This window comes from Bradyrhizobium sp. MI1.7 (assembly GCF_055811795.1).
This window is the reverse complement of the sequence record NZ_JBVVPO010000019.1, coordinates 35,869-53,239: the sequence shown is the minus strand read 5'-3', so window position 1 is coordinate 53,239 and position 17,371 is coordinate 35,869. Positions and strand designations below refer to the sequence as shown.

Annotated in this window: 15 protein-coding genes; 10 read left to right on the top strand and 5 right to left on the bottom strand. The window is 63.5% G+C overall.

Annotation, left to right across the window (positions count from 1 at the left end; all coding sequences use genetic code 11):
• Window positions 1-137 precede the first annotated feature (137 nt).
• Both AC0L3X_RS19155 and AC0L3X_RS19150 read left to right on the top strand, forming a co-directional pair.
• A complete protein-coding gene (locus AC0L3X_RS19155) occupies window positions 138-761 on the top strand; it encodes a response regulator transcription factor (RefSeq protein ID WP_473316696.1) in 624 nt (207 codons plus the stop codon).
• A gap of 183 nt (window positions 762-944) precedes the next feature.
• Window positions 945-1,313: a response regulator transcription factor gene (locus tag AC0L3X_RS19150; protein ID WP_473316695.1), complete on the top strand. Its 369-nt coding sequence runs from the start codon at window positions 945-947 to the stop codon at window positions 1,311-1,313.
• Between the two features lie 14 nt (window positions 1,314-1,327).
• On the opposite strand, the gene AC0L3X_RS19145 is transcribed toward AC0L3X_RS19150, so the two are convergent.
• The 3 genes from AC0L3X_RS19145 to AC0L3X_RS19135 are packed head-to-tail and all read right to left on the bottom strand — an operon-like array spanning window position 1,328 to window position 4,522.
• Window positions 1,328-1,912 (bottom strand): invasion associated locus B family protein, encoded by a 585-nt coding sequence (locus AC0L3X_RS19145; protein ID WP_135216473.1) that lies wholly within the window; start codon window positions 1,910-1,912, stop codon window positions 1,328-1,330.
• A gap of 22 nt (window positions 1,913-1,934) precedes the next feature.
• Window positions 1,935-2,822, bottom strand: a complete 888-nt coding sequence (locus AC0L3X_RS19140; protein ID WP_473316694.1) for an alpha/beta hydrolase family protein — start codon at window positions 2,820-2,822, stop codon at window positions 1,935-1,937.
• Between the two features lie 11 nt (window positions 2,823-2,833).
• Window positions 2,834-4,522, bottom strand: a complete 1,689-nt coding sequence (locus AC0L3X_RS19135; protein WP_063981857.1) for an aspartate:alanine exchanger family transporter — start codon at window positions 4,520-4,522, stop codon at window positions 2,834-2,836.
• 134 nt (window positions 4,523-4,656) lie between these two features.
• Between AC0L3X_RS19135 and AC0L3X_RS19130 the strand changes: the two genes are divergently transcribed.
• The 5 genes from AC0L3X_RS19130 (at window position 4,657) to AC0L3X_RS19110 (ending at window position 12,141) form a co-directional block, all read left to right on the top strand.
• A complete protein-coding gene (locus AC0L3X_RS19130; protein ID WP_063981858.1) occupies window positions 4,657-5,331 on the top strand; it encodes a YoaK family protein in 675 nt (224 codons plus the stop codon).
• Window positions 5,328-7,025: a SulP family inorganic anion transporter gene (locus tag AC0L3X_RS19125; protein WP_063981859.1), complete on the top strand. Its 1,698-nt coding sequence runs from the start codon at window positions 5,328-5,330 to the stop codon at window positions 7,023-7,025. The genes AC0L3X_RS19130 and AC0L3X_RS19125 overlap by 4 nt, the downstream gene beginning before the upstream one ends.
• 182 nt (window positions 7,026-7,207) lie before the next feature.
• Window positions 7,208-9,961, top strand: a complete 2,754-nt coding sequence (locus AC0L3X_RS19120; protein WP_063981860.1) for a beta-eliminating lyase-related protein — start codon at window positions 7,208-7,210, stop codon at window positions 9,959-9,961.
• A gap of 12 nt (window positions 9,962-9,973) precedes the next feature.
• A complete protein-coding gene (locus tag AC0L3X_RS19115; protein WP_063981861.1) occupies window positions 9,974-11,671 on the top strand; it encodes an aspartate:alanine exchanger family transporter in 1,698 nt (565 codons plus the stop codon).
• Between the two features lie 35 nt (window positions 11,672-11,706).
• Window positions 11,707-12,141: a hypothetical protein gene (locus AC0L3X_RS19110; RefSeq protein WP_063981862.1), complete on the top strand. Its 435-nt coding sequence runs from the start codon at window positions 11,707-11,709 to the stop codon at window positions 12,139-12,141.
• 55 nt (window positions 12,142-12,196) lie between these two features.
• Here AC0L3X_RS19110 and ppk2 read toward each other — a convergent pair whose 3' ends face one another.
• Both ppk2 and AC0L3X_RS19100 read right to left on the bottom strand, forming a co-directional pair.
• Window positions 12,197-12,997: a polyphosphate kinase 2 gene (ppk2, locus tag AC0L3X_RS19105; RefSeq protein WP_085402452.1), complete on the bottom strand. Its 801-nt coding sequence runs from the start codon at window positions 12,995-12,997 to the stop codon at window positions 12,197-12,199.
• A 2-nt stretch (window positions 12,998-12,999) separates the two neighbouring features.
• Entirely contained in the window at window positions 13,000-13,452 is a 453-nt protein-coding gene (locus tag AC0L3X_RS19100) for a hypothetical protein (protein WP_028149181.1), read from the bottom strand.
• Window positions 13,453-13,626: 174 nt separating this feature from the next.
• On the opposite strand from AC0L3X_RS19100, the gene AC0L3X_RS19095 reads away from it, so the two are divergent.
• From AC0L3X_RS19095 to AC0L3X_RS19085, 3 genes are all read left to right on the top strand, one after another.
• Complete coding sequence (locus AC0L3X_RS19095; RefSeq protein ID WP_063981864.1) at window positions 13,627-14,037, top strand: hypothetical protein; 411 nt, start codon at window positions 13,627-13,629, stop codon at window positions 14,035-14,037.
• Window positions 14,030-15,262, top strand: coding sequence for an HlyD family secretion protein (locus tag AC0L3X_RS19090; protein ID WP_063981865.1), 1,233 nt, complete (start codon window positions 14,030-14,032; stop codon window positions 15,260-15,262). Before AC0L3X_RS19095 ends, AC0L3X_RS19090 begins: the two co-directional genes overlap by 8 nt.
• A 143-nt stretch (window positions 15,263-15,405) precedes the next feature.
• Window positions 15,406-17,295 carry a sensor histidine kinase gene (locus tag AC0L3X_RS19085; protein WP_085402453.1) on the top strand — a complete coding sequence of 630 codons (1,890 nt, stop codon included), beginning with the start codon at window positions 15,406-15,408 and terminating at the stop codon, window positions 17,293-17,295.
• Window positions 17,296-17,371: the final 76 nt, after the last annotated feature.

The window sequence follows — 17,371 nt, the reverse complement described above, 5'->3', positions numbered from 1 at the left end:
TTACGACTAAGGCGGCATTCTCATCCATTGTCCCAAGGTTCATTGTACCAAGGGACAGCGTGGACGCCTGTTGGGAGGTTGCTGCGCGGATTGAGAAGTTGCCGGTGGTGGTGGGCGAATTCAGCAAGAGGTGACGCGTGCCCGGACTTGTTCACGTGGTGGACGACGACGATTCCTTCCGGACGGCGATCGCGCGCCGGCTGAAGCTCGCTGGCTACGACGTTGCGACCTACGCATCGGCGCAGGATTTGCTGGATGCGGCGCCTAACGACGCGCAGCCGGGATGCATCCTGCTCGACGTGTGGATACCGGGGCTGAGCGGCCCCGACTTGCAGACCCGCTTGGTCGCGTCGGGCTCGACGCTGCCAATCATATTCCTGACCGGACACGCCGACACGCCAACCACGGTGCAGGCCATCAAGGCCGGCGCGGAGGATTTCCTGACCAAGCCGGTATCCTCCGAGCAGTTGATCGCTGCGATTGAGCGCGCGATGGTGCGCCAGCACACCGCGCAGGCGCATCGCGGCAGGCTCGAGACCTTCCGCATTCACCTCGCCGCATTGACGCATCGCGAGCGTCAGGTGTTCGATCTCATCGTCCGCGGCAGGATCAACAAGCAGATCGCGCATGAGCTTGGAACCACCGAGCGCACCGTGAAGGCGCACCGCCACCAGGTGATGGAGAAGATGCAGGTTCGTTCGCTGGCGGAGCTCGTTTCGATCGCCGAACGGCTTGGAATGCTCGATACGAGCGACGATTAGCTGATTTGTCGTCACGGCACAGTTCCCGCGGTGTGACTTCCCCAAGAGACAATATGAAATTCGTTGGTGCGGTGCTGCCATGCACGGCGGCGAATGCGGCGCTTTGCCTGACACGCAAGTAGACCAGGCGAATATGGCGCCGGCGCCGCCGTGATCAGTCATTCGTCTCGAAGGGGCACTTCCTTGCCAGAGCGTGACTCTGTTTTTGTCGTCGATGACGATCCCTCCATCCGGACCAGCGTGAACAGGCTGCTCCGCGAGCATGGCTTTGCCGCGACGCTCTTCGACTCTGCTGGAGCCTTGCTCCATCACGGCAGCTTCGACAAGGCGATTTGCATCGTTCTCGATATCGACCTGAACGGAAGGTCCGGCATCGACCTGCGCCGGCAACTGGCCGAGGAGGGTGTCACCGCACCGGTGATCTACATCACCGGAAATGACAGCTCGGCGAACCGCGCGGCGGCGGTCGCGTCCGGATGCATTGCCTATCTGGTCAAGCCATTCACGGCGCAGTCCCTGATCGAGTCTTTGGCGCGTGCGTCGGCTGCGTAACGCAGCATGGCCACTCATTCGTCGACATATTGCTCCAGCGTCCTGGCCGGTGCGCCCTTGTGGACGGACGCGAACTGCGCCAGCGGCACCGAGGTCGTCAATGCCAGAAGGTTTGAATCGACGACCTCAAGGGCAAGTGTCTTCCCTGACTCCATTTCCTTGATGATCGCGGGAGGCGCGATGTCGGCCGCAATGCAGGCGTTGGTCAGGCACCAGCTGTAGGGGATGCGGAGGGGTCTGCCCTGGTCGACGGTCAGCTTCGGCGGCTGTTGCAGGTACATGCCGACGGGCACGAAGAGCTGCAGCCGTGCCGAGGGAGTGCCTTCGCGCTCGATCAGGTCCACGCGCACGGCCGTCTGGCCGGTTGGAAACTTGCCGGTGATTGAGGTCCGGCACAGCGTCGGCGCACCGCCTGCCTTGAAGCAGAGCTTCTGCCAGTCTCCGTAGACGATGTCCTTTGCCTCGCGCTGGCCGCGCGTCGCGACCTCGGCGGGTTTATCGGACTGCGCGGATTTAGGCGCGGCGATGCCGGCACATGTCGCGCTTCCGGCGACCGCGACGACCAACAGGCCAGAGAAACAATTGCGGGGACTTGGCATGATGTGCCTCCGAACCTGAACTCTATTTCTGCGGGTCGAGGAACTTCGCCACCAGCGGCGACCACAGCGGGATCGCGTCCGGAGAGCCGATGAAGAAATGGCCCTCGTTGCCGAAGGGCGGCATCAGATGATACTCGGCCCTGCCGCCGGCCGCGGTGAAGGCCTCATGCATGCGCTTCGACAGGGCCGGCCCGAAGAACGTATCGTTTTCGATATAGAACCACAGCATCGGCACCCGCGAGGTCCGGCCAAAATCCGCGGTCGCTTCGACCAGTCTGTCCGGCGCGCAGTTGTTGTTGGGCTTGCCGTCGACGCGTCCGCCGCGACCTGCCGCAAAGGTGATGATCGCCTTGACCTGCGGCGGGTTCACGCTCGAGAGCGCAATGGAAGCCCAGCCGCCGGCGGACTGTCCGATGACGACGACGTCCTTTGGCAGAACGCGTTTCTCGGCGATCATGTAGTCGATGATCCAGAGATCGGCCAGCGCCAACGCACGTCCGGCGTCACGGAAGTTCGGGTTGGTGCATTTGCCGACCTTGGCGAAGAACGGCCCGTAGAGACCGCGCTCGGGAATGTCGATGGCGGCTGCGCCATATCCGGTGCCGACCGGCGCCACGACGAAATAGCCGCGTTTGGCGAACCACTTCGCTGCATCGCGGAATTCCACCAGCGGAAAGAAGCCGCGATCGACCGGCTTGAGCGACACGCCGTGGTTCATGATCGCGAGCGGGAAGGGGCCGTCGCCGACGGGCCGCACCACATAGGCGAACATCGGAAGCGGCAGCGGCAGCGCACAGATCTCCTCCTGGATGCGGACATTGTCCTCGGCGCGCACCGGCAGGACGAAGGCGGCGAGGGTAAGTAGAGCCATCACGAACGGTCGGATGATTGCGGCCAATTGCCTGCGCATCGTCGCCTCCGTCAGCCGGTGTAGGTGAGGGCCACGATAATCGGGCCGAGTACGGTCAGGACGACATTGCCGACGGCGTAGGGCACGGCGACGCCGAGCACCGGCGTCTGGCTCTCGGCGACGTCGCAGGCTCCGGTCACCGCAGCATCGACGGTCATGGCGCCCGCCAGCGCACCGCAGGTGATGACCGGATTCATGTGCACCACATAGCGCGCAAACAGCGTCGCGACGATCAGCGGCACCAGCGTGACGACCAGGCCCATTCCGACCAGCAACACCCCGTGGGCCTGGATCGCAGTCCAGGCCGCGGCTCCGTTGCCGAGACCGATGGCGGCGATGAAGCCGCCGAGCCCGAGATCGCTCAGCGTCTGCTGCGCGGCGGGCGGCAAAGCGCCGATAGTCGGCCGGCGCGACCGTAGCCAGCCGCAGACGAGGCCCGTGATCAGCGCGCCGCCGCCGCCGCCCAGGGTCAGCGGAATACCGCCGACCTTGAAGCTGATGAGGCCTGCGAGCAGGCCCGCCGCGATACCGGTTGCGAGAAAAGCGATGTCGGCGCGGTCGCCGGAGCGCAAGATCTGTCCGACTTTCGTGGCGGCGCGCTCGATGTTGCGGGTGCTGCCGACGAGCGTCATGACGTCGCCCACATAGACGCGGGTATCCGGGCCCAGGGGGACCTCGCGGCTCATCCGGGTCAGCGTGCGGAGATAGACGCCGCGTGCGTCGTTGCCGACGCGTTCGGCGATCTCCTTGATCGACCGGCCATGGAGATCGCGGCTGTCGACGAGGACGTTGATCACGTTGCCCGGAATAGCCTTCAGAATCTCGTCGGCATCGATCTCCTTGCCGATGACCGGCTTTGCAGCGACGAGGGACGCCGTTCGCCCGGCAATGACGATGTCGTCGCCCGATTCGAGAATGGTGTCGAGGCGCGGCTCAACGTCGGCTCCATCCCGCACTATTCGCTCGACGACAGTGCGGCTGCCGATTTCCTCTTCGATATATTTGACCGTGCGTCCCGCGGCGGTCGAGACCCGATAGGCGCGCGCTTGGAATTTCCGATAATGGAGATTTTCGTTCTGTGGCGGATTGCCGCCGGAAAGCTCCGCCTCCAGTTTCGCCGCCTCCTCCTTCAAATCGACCCCCATCAGCTTCGGCGCGACAAACGGCACGTACAGGAGTGTGAGGATGTAGCCGAGGACGTAAGTGACGGCGTAGCCGGCGGCGATGTTCGCCTCCTGCTGCTTAAAGGCGTCGTTGGGCAGGCCGAGTTGCGCCAGCGCGCCAGAGGCGGTGCCGATGATGGAGGATTGTGTCAGCCCACCGGCGGCAAGTCCCGAGGCCGTGCCCGGATCGAGCTTGAACGTGAAGGCGAATATCAGGACGAGGATCAGACCCGTGCCGCCGAGCACGAGCGCCATGACGACCTGCGCCAGAGTGCGGATGCTGAGGGACGCGAAGAACTCTGGGCCGGACCGGTAGCCGATCGTGAACACGAACAGACTGAACAGAATCACGCGCAGCAGCGAGGGGAACGTAAAGGTCCCGAGCTGGCCGATGAGCACGGCGACGACCAGGATACAGGCCGTCGTTCCGATCGAGAAGCCGCGAATCTTGACGCGACCAAGCACCGTACCAATCGCAATGGCGAGCAGCAGGAAGATCTCCGGAGCCGTGGAGATGATCCACCTAACGGTGCCCATGGCGCATGCCCTCCAGCAATTTCCGCCGAATCTGGTTCGTGGAACCAGGCGACGCTTGATCCAGATCAATCCTCCCCAAGGCAAGCTGTCGCCTATGGACCCATGCAGGAGTTAGGAGAGCCGATGTTTCGGACATGAGCACGATGGATATCGCCGCTGCTTCGTCGATACGCCGCGACGAGACGGTGCAAATTGCGTTGTTGCTCGCCTTCGCCGGCGGCTATCTCGATGCCTACACCTGGATCATCCACGGCGTGATGGCCAACGCGCAGACGGCCAATCTGGTTCTGCTTTGGGTCTATGGTTCGATCGGCAACTGGCCGGAAGCGCTGCATTTTGTCCCGCCGATCCTCGCATTCGCGGTCGGTATCGTGGTCGCAGCGTGGCTTCGCCGGGCGACCGGAGACCGTGCCAGCGCCATCAGCACGTTGATCGAAATACTGCTGCTGATTGCCATCGGCATCTTGCACAATCGCCTGCCGGACCTCGCCGGCACGCTGGGCATCTCGTTCGTCGCCGCCATGCAGACCGCGGTCTTCACCAAGGTCGAAGGTGTGGCCTACAGCTCGGTGATGATTACCGGCAACATGCGGCACGCGATTGAGAGCGTGTTCGCCGCAGTCTCAGGAGGCGGTTCGTTTCGGCGCCCCGGCATTTTTGCCGCACTATGCGGCACTTTCGGCTTTGGAGCCGCCGTCGGCGCCTTCGCGACCAAGCAGATTCCAAATCTGGCGCTTGGTGTCCCCGTGATCGCTCTCCTGATCGTGCTGCTGGGCTGCGAAGCAAACCGCGCCGAGGCCCGCACATGAACACGTTCGGGCCGATATCGCGATTCTTTCCGCCCGCGACCTGGCTTGCGGACTATCGCAGCGCCTGGCTGCGTCCGGATGCCATCGCCGGCATCACGCTCGCGGCCTACGCCATTCCGGTGTCGCTCGCCTACGCGACGCTGGCCGGATTGCCGCCGCAGATCGGCATCTATGGCTATATGCTTGGTGGGATCGGCTACGCGCTGCTCGGGTCGTCGCGCCAGCTTGCGGTCGGTCCGACCTCCGCGATCTCGCTGATGATTGCGGCCACAGTCGGGGCGCTGGCCGGCGGAGACGCGGCGAAATATGCCGAGATCGCGAGCCTTGCCGCCTGCGCGGTGGCGCTGTTGTGCCTGATCTCCTGGCTGTTCAAGCTCAGCATTCTCGTTCGCCTGGTCAGCGACAGCATATTGGTCGGTTTCAAGGCCGGCGCCGGGCTCACCATCATCATGAGCCAATTGCCGAGCCTGTTCGGCGTCGCCGGAGGCGGTCACAATTTCTTCGATCGCGCCATCAAGCTCAGTGGTCAGCTCGGCGACACGAAGCCGCTCGTTCTGGCGATCGGGGCGATCGCGCTGGTGCTCCTGCTGCTCGGAGAACGGCGTCTGCCGGGAAAGCCGGTCGGACTCACGATCATGGCGCTGTCGATCGTGTTTGCGACGCTGCTTGGCCTTGCGTCCCTCGGGGTGCCGGTCACCGGGACGATCCCCGAAGGGTTGCCGGCGATCGGAATACCCAGGTTTGGTCTGCTTGAGCCCGACGAACTCTTTCCGCTGGCCGCGGGATGCGTGCTGCTGGCCTATATTGAAGGTGTGTCTGCGGCCCGCAGCTTTGCCGCCAAGCATGGCTATGCCCTTGATGTCCGGCAGGAGTTTTTGGGCCTGGGGGCAGCGAATCTCGTCGCCGCATTCGGCCACGGCTATCCCGTCGCCGGCGGCCTGTCGCAATCCGCCGTCAACGACAATGCGGGCGCGCGCACCCCCCTGGCGCTGGTGATCTGCTCGGCGACGCTCGCACTGTGCCTGCTGTTCTTCACGGGGTTGTTGACGAATCTGCCCAAGGCCGTGCTGGCGGCTATCGTTTTTGCGGCCGTCTACAGGCTGGTGGACATCCGCGCGCTGTTGCGGATGTGGCGCGTCAGCCGGTTCGATTTCTATGCGGCGGCGATTGCGCTCGTGTCCGTGCTGCTCCTTGGGATCCTGCAAGGCGTCCTGCTCGCGGCCATCGCGTCGATCGTCCTGCTGCTGGCACGCGCCTCACGTCCGAATGTCGCGTTCCTCGGACGGCTGCCCGGGACCGGCCGCTACTCCGACAACGCGAGGCACGAGGGTGTCGAGCCGCTCGTCGGCGTCATCGCCTTTCGACCCGAAGCTTCGTTGCTTTACATCAACGCCGAAACGATCCTGGAGTCGGTGCTGGATGCCTTGCTGAGATCGGTCGATATCAGGCTGGTGATTTGCGACCTCTCCGCATCGCCTTACATCGATCTGGCCGGCGCGGGCATGTTGCGCGACCTTTACGATGAGCTCGCCTCCCGGCATGTCGCCTTCTGCATCGTCGGTGCGCATGCGCAGCTGCGCGATCTGTTGCGGGCGGAGGGACTGGCGGAGAAGACTGACAGCGGCGACTGGCTGCGGTCGCTGGACAGCGTTCTTGGCGATGCCCAGCCCAACGATGCCCGAGGAACGGTCTGATCTCTCCGCTGCCCTCCAATCGGTCGGCGACGGCCTATTGCGTTGCGAAGAGGCGTCACGGCCGTGCTCCCCGCCCCGGCATATCGCGCGACCGTTGACTTGGATCAATAGAGCAAGCGGCGCTGCACTCACGATCCGGCATCACTCATGCCCTACGGCTTGATATGGATCGGGAGTGAAACATGTCCAAAGACGCCAAGCCCGCGCAGAAGCGCATCGATCAGTTCCTGTCTGGCCCCGGTGGACGGGCGGACGACTGGCGCGATCTGGTGGAAGCGGCAAAGGTGTGGGCCCGCGGCGGCGATCGTGCAAAATACGATGCCGCGCTGGCCGATCTGTCTGTGACGGAAGAGTTTCACGGCTATCCCGGTCTGCAACTGATGGGGGCCCTGCGGGAAGCAGCCGCCACTGGCGATGCGGCAACGTCGCTCGCCCTCGCGACGCGGCTGACACAGGCCCTGACGACGAGGTCCTTCCGCCAGCATACCGGCGACTGGAATGTGAATGATGAGGACAATGGCGACGCCTCCGATCTGGTGCCGCAGATGTTCGGGCAGCACACCGCGCGTCGCCCCTACTTCGAAACCCTGATCGTCACCGGCCTCTCGTCCGCCAAATGGCTCGCGCTCGCCAACGAATGGCGCAAGCTGCGGCGTCCGGTCGATCAGTTCGTCTATGAGCCGGTCATCGTCGGCAGCCTCGAAGACGCCTTCTGCGCCACGATGCTGAACCCCAACATCGCAGCCGTCGTCATCAACGAAGGCTTCACCCTGCGCTCGCGGCACGATGCCCCGGTGCTCCGCACGTTGACGGCATCGGCGGGACTGAATGACGAGTCCGACGCGTCAGCGCTCCGGCTGGCCCAAATCGTCAAGCGGGTCCGTCCCGAGCTCGACCTTTATCTCATGTCCAACCGCGACGTGGAGGAGATGGCCGGAAATCCGGAAGCAAACGTCGTTCGCCGCATCTTCTATTCCATCGAAGATCTGCTCGAGCTGCATCTCTCGATCCTCGAAGGCATCCAGGACCGCTTCGACACGCCGTTCTTCGACAATCTCAAGAAATATGCGCAGCGTCCGATCGGGACGTTCCATGCGCTGCCGATCGCGCGCGGCAAATCGGTTTTCAAGTCGGACTGGATTCGCGACATGGGCGAATTCTACGGCTTGAACCTGTTCCTGGCCGAGAGCAGCGCGACCACCGGCGGCCTCGACAGCCTGCTGGAGCCGACCGGAACCATCAAGAGAGCGCAGGACAAGGCGGCGCGCGCGCTTGGCGCGGATCGCGTGTTCTTCGTGACCAACGGTACCTCGACCTCGAACAAGATGGCGGTGCAGGCGCTGCTCGCGCCCGGCGACATCGCGATCGTCGATCGCAACTGCCACAAGTCGCACCATTACGGCATGGTGCTGGCCGGCGCCCAGCCGATCTATGTCGAAGCGTTCCCGATGACGGCATATTCGATGTATGGCGCGGTGCCGCTGAAGACCGTCAAGCAGGCCCTGCTGAATGCGAAGGCGGATGGCCGGCTCGACCGCGTCAAGATGCTCGACCTGACCAACTGCACTTTCGACGGTCACATCTACAACACCCGCCGGGTGATGGAGGAATGCCTCGCGATCAAGCCCGACCTGATCTTCCTCTGGGACGAAGCCTGGTTCGGCTTTGCGCGCTTCTCGCCTTACCTGCGGCGGCGCACCGCGATGGGCGCCGCCAATGAGATCGAGGCCTGGATGCACGACCCGAAATCGGTCACGGCCTACGAGAAGCAGCAGGCCGAGCTCGGCAAGAACCCGTCGAACGAGGTGCTGCTCAACGCCCGGCTGATTCCCGATCCGCGTCAGATCCGCCTGCGCGTCTACCAGACCAACTCGACCCACAAGTCGATGTCGGCGATCCGGCAGGGCTCGATGCTGTCGGTCAAGGACGTCGAATTCCATACGGTCGAGCAGCAGTTCAAGGAGGCGGTGTTCACGCACGCATCGACCAGCCCGAACCAGCAGCTCATCGCGAGCCTCGACGTGTCGCGGCGCCAGATGGAGCTCGAGGGCTATGGTCTCGTGGCCAATGCGATGGAGATCGCGTTCGCTATCCGTAATGCGGTCAACAACAATCCCCTGATCTCGAAATATTTCCGCATCCTTGGTGCGGACGCGATGGTACCCGCGCAATACCGCCAGAGCGGCTTCACCGACTATCTCGCGGCCGGCACGAACTGGGCGAACATCCTGAAGAGTCTGGACGACGACGAGTTCTGCCTCGATCCGACCCGGATGACGCTGGTGTGCGGCACCGCCGGTTACGACGGCACGCAGTTCAAGGGCATCCTGGCGAACGAGTACAACATCCAGATCAACAAGACCTCGCGCAACTCGGTGTTGTTCCAGTCCAACATCAACAACACCCGCAGCGACGTCGCGCATCTGGTGAGGGTGCTGGCCGAGATCGCGGGCGAGGTCGACCGCGGACTTGTCCAGGGTGGCGCCAATGCGAAGAAGACATTCGAGGCGCGGGTCAAGAGCCTGATGACCGACGTGCCCGACCTGCCGAACTTCTCGCATTTCCACGATAGTTTCCGCGGCGATGCCGGCACCAAGACCAACGAGGGCGATATCCGCAGCGGCTTCTACTCGGCCTATGACGCAGCCGGATGCGAATATATCCGGCTCGGCGATCCCGAGATCGACCGCCGCCTGAAGGCCGGCCCCGATCTCGTCTCGGCCAGTTTCGTGATCCCGTATCCGCCGGGCTTCCCGATCATGGTGCCGGGCCAGGTCATCACCCAGGAAACCATCGACTTCATGCGCAAGCTCGATGTGAAGGAAATCCACGGCTACGACGCCAAGGAAGGCTTGAAGCTCGTACGCACCGAAGCCTTGGCGAAGATCGGCCGGCCCAAGCCGGGCGCCACGCCGAAGCTGAAGGCCGCATCATAACAGGGGACGGTCATGCAAGGCTTTTTCACGTTCTTGCAGCAGAACCCGTTTCTGCTGCTGTTCTTCGTCGTTGGCCTCGCCGTCTGGATCGGCCGGGCCAGCATCAAGGGCTACGGCCTCGGCATGGTCGCCGGCGCCATCGTGGTCGGCGCCGGGCTGGCGGTGTGGGCCTCGACCTACGGCGTGAAGCTCGAGCTCAACAACTTTGCAAAGAGCTTGTTCTATTACCTCTTCATGTACGGCGTCGGCCTGCGCGTGGGGCCGTCCTTCATCAACAGCCTGAAGGGCGATGGCCTCAAGTTCTGCATCTTGGCGCTGGTGTCCAGCGTCCTTGGTCTGGCGCTCGTCGTCATCTGTTCAAGACTCTTCGCGCTTCCGATCGGCGCGGCTGGCGGCATGCTGGCGGGGTCGCAGACCATGTCGGCCGCAATCGGCTCGGCCGAGCAGGCGATCACCTCGGGCGTCGTCAAGCTTCCTGAAGGCATGAAGCCCGAGGATGCGTCGGGCATGATCGCGCTGTCCTACGGCATCACCTACATCTGGGGTACCGTCGGCATCATCCTGATCTGCAAGTACCTGCCGCGGTGGTGGGGCGTCGATGCCAAGGCGGCGGCCAGGCAGTACGAGAAGGAGTTTGGCGTCAAGGATCTCGAGGGCGGCGGCCTGACCGGTTATCGGCAGTTCGGTCTGCGTGCCTATCGGCTGGAAAATCCGACGCAGGTCGGCATGAGCATCGCCAAATTCCGCTCGATCCATCCGGAGTACCGGATCGTCAACGTGGCGCGCGGCGGCGAGCCGCAGGGAGCCGATCCTGCGTTCGTGCTGCAGAAGGGCGACGTCGTCGCGCTCGGCGGCTCGACGGAGCATCTCACCGACAAGATGGGCCTGATCGGCCCCGAGGTTGCCGACACCACGGCGCTGGGCATTCCCATGGATCAGGCCGACATCCTCGTCACCAACAAGGAGATGGTCGGACGCACCTTTGAATCCTTCCGCGACACGGCGATCGCCGGCCAGTTGCAGGTCACCAAGGTCGAGCGTGGTGGTGTACCACTTGCCGCCGGTCTCAAGACCGAGCTGCAGCGGATGGACATCGTCTCGGTAGTCGGCCTCAAGTCGGCCGTCAACGAACTCGGCGAGATGTGGGGACGCATCGCGCGGACCAATACGTCGACCGACCTGCTGACGCTGGCCGCGGGCATGATCCTCGGTTTCTTGATTGGCATGATCGAATTTCCGGCCTTCGGTGCCAAGATCGGTCTCGGCAATGCCGGCGGTCTGTTGCTGTCGGGCGTGATCGTGTCGTCGCTGGTCTCGCGGCTGCGCTTCTTCGGCAATACGCCGAACGCGGCGCGCAACGTGCTGGAGGACCTCGGTCTCGTGGTCTTCGTCGCCATCGTCGGTGTCAATGCCGGTGCCGGATTGCTGGCGCAGCTTACCGGTGCCGTTGCCTTGAAGATCTTCGTCGCCGGCTTCATCGCCTGCACGATCCCGCCGTTCATCGTCTGGGCGATCGGCTATCACGTCTTCAAGATCAACCCGGCCGTGCTGATGGGCGGCGTTGCCGGTGCGCGGTCGCACTCCGGCCCGTGCCGCGAGGCCGCGGTGGAGATCCAGAGCTCCGTGCCCTGGATCGGATTTCCGGTCGGCTACGCGGTGTCGGGCATCCTGCTCACCGTGTTCGGTTACTTTGCGATGATCCTGGCCTAATAGCTCGACGTCATAACAAGAGGAGAACGTGAGACATGAGAAAAGTCGCCATCTATGCCGCCTTGGCCGTCTCGCTCGCGGGCGTCGCCGGTTTCAGTACGTCATCGCGTGCCGACACCGGCCAGGTTGCCGTGGTCTTCACCAAGGGCGGGTTCATCGTCGGCGTCGGTGGCGGCGAGGGCGTTCTGCTGTACCGGGGCAAGAAATATCCCTTCACCGTCTCAGGCATGAGCGTCGGTTTCACGATCGGCGCCTCGACCACCAAGCTCGTCGGGCGCGCACTCAATCTGAGGGGGCCGGAGTCGATCGAAGGCTCCTACGCGGCGGGCGGCGCGGGCGGCGCGGTTGCCGCGGGCGCCGGAGCCGTTCAGTTGCAGAACGGCAATGGCGTCATCCTCCAGCTCAGCGGGCCGAAGGTCGGCGCGGAAGTATCGGCTGCGGTTGGCGGCGTCACGATCCGGCTGAAATAGGCCCGGGAGGGCGCTCAAGCTAAACGGGCTGCGTCATCGCAGCCCGTTTCGCGTTTCAGTAGCGTTCCTCGACGAACTTCAGGCCGCGCAGGCTTGCCTGGTCGTTGTAACGTCCCTTGTGGGACCGTGGCGGAAGCTTGACCTTCTCCCGCTTGACTTCCTTGTAAGGGATAGTTCTCAGGATGTGCGAGATAACGTTGAGCCGCGCTCGCCGCTTGTCGTCGGAGCGGATCAGTCGCCACGGTGCATGCTTCGTGTCGGTCGCCTCGAACATCATGTCACGCGCGCGCGAGTAATCGTACCAGCGCCCGAACGACTCGGTGTCCATCGGGCTCAGCTTCCACTGCCGCAGCGGATCCTCGATACGCGCCTTGAAGCGGAGCTCCTGCTCCTCCATCCCGACCTCGAGCCAGAGCTTGATCAGGACGATGCCGGCGTCCACGGCGAATTTCTCGACCAGCGGACACAATTCCAGGAAGCGCTTGTGTTCGGTCGGCGAGCAGAAGCCCATGACGTATTCAACGCCGGCGCGGTTGTACCAGCTGCGGTCGAAAATCACGATCTCACCGCCGGCCGGGAATTGCTCGATATAGCGCTGCAGGAACAGCTGGGATTTCTGCCGGTCGGAGGGCGCGGGCAGGGCGCAGACACGGAACACGCGCGGGCTCACCTTTTCGGTCAGCGCCTTGATGGTCCCGCCCTTGCCGGCCGCGTCGCGCCCCTCGAAGATGATGATCACCTTCAGTTTCTGGGCTCTGACCCATTCCTGAAGGTGACACAACTCGACCTGGAGTTTTTCGAGCTCCTTCTCATAGTCCTTCCGCTTCATCCGCTCCACGGGCGCGTCATTGGCCATGCTCAATCACCCCAGGAAATGGTCACGCCGATGTCGCCGGGAACACCGCCTGGAAAATCGATGATCTGATACGCGATGCGATAGCCGCGCGGTTTCAGGTAATCGCTCCAGAGCTGGAAGATTTCCTTCGGAATTCCGGTCAGGGTGTTCTCCCAGCCCGCTTCCATCTGATTGATAGCGCGGCCCTTGTCGGTGCACAGCGTGTTGGGGAAGCGATAGACCTGAACCTCGGTCAAGCCGTTCCGCACCGCACGCTGGATGATCGTCGAGGCGAGCTTGATCTTCTCGTCCTCGGTCTTGCCAGAAGGCTTGCTGAGGCGTTCAATGAGGGCGTGTTTCTCGGCTTCGGCGGCGGCGGCAAGGCGCGCATATTCGTCGGCCTTCGCTGCCTCCTTGAGGGCTGCTTCCTTGCGGATCTGCGTGGCACTGGGGATGAGATCATCGATGCCGGGCATGGCAGGCGGCTCCTGTTGTTGCACGTCAACTTTCAGGCGAGGCTAGGTGGGGCCGTTCCAGGCCCGTTGATCCAAATCAAGCAATTGCGCCACCCGATACCGACACTGCATTCGACGCATTCAAGTGGAAACGCGCCTGTCGAGGAGAGAACGTTGAGCGAGCAACTTCATCCGATGGCCCCGCATCATCTGCCGTTCTATCTCGCGCCGGGAAGCGGGGTGGACCCGCTGATGGTGGTGATGGGGATCTTCCTGATCGGCACCGTGCTCTGGGTGGGCACGCTCTATTGGAAGCTGCACAGCCTGCCTGAGCGCATGGCGCACAAGTCGCAGAAGCTGCAATTCGAGATCGTGGCGGTGCTGGGCATCATCTCGCTCTTTACGCACTTGCACATTTTCTGGGTGGCCGGCCTGCTGCTCGCGATGATCGACCTGCCCGATTTCGGCACGCCGCTGCGCAGCATTGCCGGCTCCGTCGAGAGGATCGCTGACGCCGCTCCGGGCGACGGGCGCGAACCCGAGCAACCGAGCCCCCCACCGGCAGAGAAGTCAGTCCCCAAGGAGAAGGAGCGCAGCCATGTTTGAGCTCATGTTCTGCTCCCTTCTGACCATCCTGCCCGACTATCTCTACCGCCGCTATGCGCAGGGCAAGCGCTTCGGCAAGGAGATCACGTTCTTTTCCATCTGGTACGAGCTGCGATGGGGCATCACCGGCTGCCTGATGCTCACGGTGTCGCTCATCACCATGATCTTCTACTTTCACCCGTCAACGACCTCGGCGACGCTGTATTACCGTACGGTGCCGATCCTGCCCGAGGGCTCCGGCCGGGTCGCGGAAGTCAATGTCGGCTACAGCCAGGCGGTGAAGAAGGGCGACGTACTGTTCACGCTGGATAGTTCGAAGCAACGCGCGGCTCTGGAAACCGCCAAACGCAAGATCGCTGAAGTCGATGCGTCGCTGACGAGCGCGGAATCCGACGTGGTCAAGGCCGAAGCGCAGATCCAGGAAGCCAAGGCCAACCTTCAGCAGGCCAAGGATGAACTGGACGTCAAATCCGAGTTGCAGCGTCGCAATCCCGGCATCGTGCCGCAGCGCGACATCGAAAAGCTGCAGGTGCTCGTCGATCAGCGGCAGGCTGGGGTCGACTCCGCCACGGCTTCGAGGCAGTCGGCAGCCTTGCGCGTTTCAACGCTCTTGCCGGCCGAAAAGGCCAGCGCCGAAGCGACGCTAGCCGAGGCGCAGGTGGATCTGGACAAGACTTTTGTCCGCGCCGGCGTTGACGGGCGTGTGGAGCAATTCCTGGTCCGCGCCGGCGACGTGGTCAATCAGCTGTTGCGGCCGGCGGGTGTGCTGGTTCCGGCGGGCGCCGGCCGGCAGAGTCTGCAGGCGGGCTTTGGCCAGATCGAGGCTCAGGTCTTGCAGGTCGGCATGGTGGCGGAAGCAACCTGCATATCGAGGCCGTGGGTTATCATTCCGATGGTCATCACCAATGTGCAAGACTACATCGCGGCCGGACAGTTCCGCAGCGGAGAGCTACTCGTTGAGGCGCAGAATGTCGTGCGGCCCGGTACGATCCTGGCATTCATGGAGCCGCTCTACAAAGGCGGCCTTGACGGCGTGACGCCGGGCAGCAGCTGCATCGTCAACGCCTACACCAGCAATCACGAGGAGATCTCGGCGAAGGAGACCAGCACCGGCCGGGCCATTGTCTTGCATGTCGTCGACGGCGTCGGGCTGGTGCATGCGCTGCTGCTGCGCATCCAGGCGCTGCTGCTGCCGATCAAGACGCTGGTGCTGAGCGGGCACTGAGGTCCCAGGTCGGATTGTTTCGCGAATGGACCGTCCTGCGTGCAGCTTGACTGCGTCCTCGGCACTGTCGAAGCGGCCCAGTTCTCGCTAGAATTGTGGTCCGGAGGCGCCGGAGCGCGGCCGAGGCGGAGGGGAGCGGGCGCATGATCAGGGCGTCGGTCAAGCAGTGGCTGGTTGCGACCACGCTGTTGGGTCTAGGCCTGTTGCTCGCCGCGTGCATGCTGTCTGGGCCCGCGCGAGCCGCTGAGCCCGGCTCGGCTGCGCGCAGCGAGCCAAAGCGCGTGCTGATCCTGCATTCCTTCGGCCGCGAGTTTCGCCCCTGGAGTGAATATGCGCGGAGCATCAAGGCCGAGCTCGAGCGGCAATCGCCCTGGCCGCTCGACGTCCAGGAGCACACGCTGCTCACCGCCCGTTTCAACAGTCCAGGCCCCGAAGCGCCTTTCGTCGATTATCTCGGTTCGCTCTACCAGGGCAGGCCGCCCGATATCGTGCTGAGCATCGGCGCACCTGCGGCGCGGTTCGTGCAGAGATACCGTGCGAAGCTCTTCCCGGAAACGCCGACGGTGCTGACCGTGGTCGAACAACGGCTGGTGAACCGCCTGGACCTCACCGACAATGACGTGGTCGTGTCCGTCCGCAATGATTTCGTGGCGGCCTTCGAGAACATTCTCAAGCTCTTGCCCGATATCAAAACGGTCGCCGTTGTGGTCGGTGCCTCGCCCCTCGAGAAATTCTGGATCGACGAGGTGAAGCGGGAGTTGAAACCGCTGGAAGGCCGGCTCGACCTCGTCTGGTACTCCGACCTGCCGTTTGAGGAGATCCTGAAGCGCGCATCGGTGCTTCCGCCTCATTCCGCGCTGTTCTGGGGGCTGATGTTGGTCGATGCCGGCGGCATTGTCCACGAGGGCGATATCGCCCTGCACAGGCTGCATGCTGTCGCGAACGCGCCGATCTTCTCGTATCAGGAACCTTTCTTCGGCGACGCCAGCGTCGGCGGGCCCATGCACTCCATCGCCGAAACCAGTTCGAAGACCGTCAGTGCCGCGATCCGGATCCTCGGCGGCGAGAAGCCGGCCCGCATCAAATACGAGCCGATCGGATTCGGGCCGCCGAAATATGATTGGCGGGAGTTGCAGCGCTGGGGGATCGGCGAGAGCAGTCTGCCGCCGGGCAGCGAAATCCTGTTTCGTGAGCCGGCCCTCTGGGATCGCTATCATTGGCAGATGCTGCTGATCGCGGCCGTGATTTTGATACAGGCCGGCTTCATCGGCGGACTTCTGAGCGAGCGCCATCGCCGCCAGTTGGCCGAGATCGAGTCGCGACAACGCCTGACCGAACTCGCCCACGCCAATCGGTACTCGGCCGTCGGCGAGTTGACGACGTCGATTGCCCACGAGCTGAACCAGCCGCTCGGCTCCATTCTGACCAATGCCGAGACGGCGGAGCTTATGCTCAAAGCCACTTCACCCGACATCAACGAGATCCGCCAGATTCTGGCCGACATCAGGCGCGACGATCAGCGGGCGTCCGAGGTCATCCGCAGGCTTCGAAGCGTCCTGAGGAAGCGGCCGTTTGAAATCAAGGACACCGAACTGAACGACACGGTACGGGAAGCAATCGGCCTGGTGACGGCGCTCGCCGACGGGCGCCGGATCACGCTGGCTTACGCGCCAGCCGCTGCGGAGCTGCACGTCAAGGGCGACCCCGTGCAGCTGCAGCAGGTCGTTCTCAACCTGATCATCAATGCGTTGGATGCGGTCTCCGACGCGGACATGAAGAAGCGCGAGGTCGGCGTATCGACCGGGCGCGCCGGGGGCCACGCCGAGATCCGGATCGCCGACACCGGTTCGGGCATTGCGGTCGGCGACCTCGCGAACATCTTCAATCCATTCTTCACGACCAAGCCTCAGGGCATGGGTATGGGGCTCGCAATCGTCAAGACCATCGTCGAGGCCCATCACGGCACCATAGCCGCCGAGAACCAGCCGTCGGGCGGCGCGCTGTTCACGATCAGGCTCCCGATCATCCACTAGCGCAGACGTTTAGCGATCCGGCGGCGCGGCATTGCTCTCGCGCCTCAACAAGGCGGCCAAGCAGGCCTTCGTTGAT

Bases quoted from the DNA above. Each gene is read 5' to 3' on its own strand.
- AC0L3X_RS19085 (WP_085402453.1), top strand. From the start codon at position 15,406: ATGATCAGGGCGTCGGTCAAGCAGTGGCTGGTTGCGACCACGCTGTTG.
- ppk2 (WP_085402452.1), bottom strand. From the start codon at position 12,997: ATGGCCAATGACGCGCCCGTGGAGCGGATGAAGCGGAAGGACTATGAG.
- AC0L3X_RS19115 (WP_063981861.1), top strand. From the start codon at position 9,974: ATGCAAGGCTTTTTCACGTTCTTGCAGCAGAACCCGTTTCTGCTGCTG.
- AC0L3X_RS19100 (WP_028149181.1), bottom strand. From the start codon at position 13,452: ATGCCCGGCATCGATGATCTCATCCCCAGTGCCACGCAGATCCGCAAG.
- AC0L3X_RS19140 (WP_473316694.1), bottom strand. From the start codon at position 2,822: ATGCGCAGGCAATTGGCCGCAATCATCCGACCGTTCGTGATGGCTCTA.
- AC0L3X_RS19110 (WP_063981862.1), top strand. From the start codon at position 11,707: ATGAGAAAAGTCGCCATCTATGCCGCCTTGGCCGTCTCGCTCGCGGGC.
- AC0L3X_RS19090 (WP_063981865.1), top strand. From the start codon at position 14,030: ATGTTTGAGCTCATGTTCTGCTCCCTTCTGACCATCCTGCCCGACTAT.
- AC0L3X_RS19125 (WP_063981859.1), top strand. From the start codon at position 5,328: ATGAACACGTTCGGGCCGATATCGCGATTCTTTCCGCCCGCGACCTGG.
- AC0L3X_RS19135 (WP_063981857.1), bottom strand. From the start codon at position 4,522: ATGGGCACCGTTAGGTGGATCATCTCCACGGCTCCGGAGATCTTCCTG.
- AC0L3X_RS19130 (WP_063981858.1), top strand. From the start codon at position 4,657: ATGAGCACGATGGATATCGCCGCTGCTTCGTCGATACGCCGCGACGAG.
- AC0L3X_RS19095 (WP_063981864.1), top strand. From the start codon at position 13,627: ATGGCCCCGCATCATCTGCCGTTCTATCTCGCGCCGGGAAGCGGGGTG.
- AC0L3X_RS19120 (WP_063981860.1), top strand. From the start codon at position 7,208: ATGTCCAAAGACGCCAAGCCCGCGCAGAAGCGCATCGATCAGTTCCTG.
- AC0L3X_RS19145 (WP_135216473.1), bottom strand. From the start codon at position 1,912: ATGCCAAGTCCCCGCAATTGTTTCTCTGGCCTGTTGGTCGTCGCGGTC.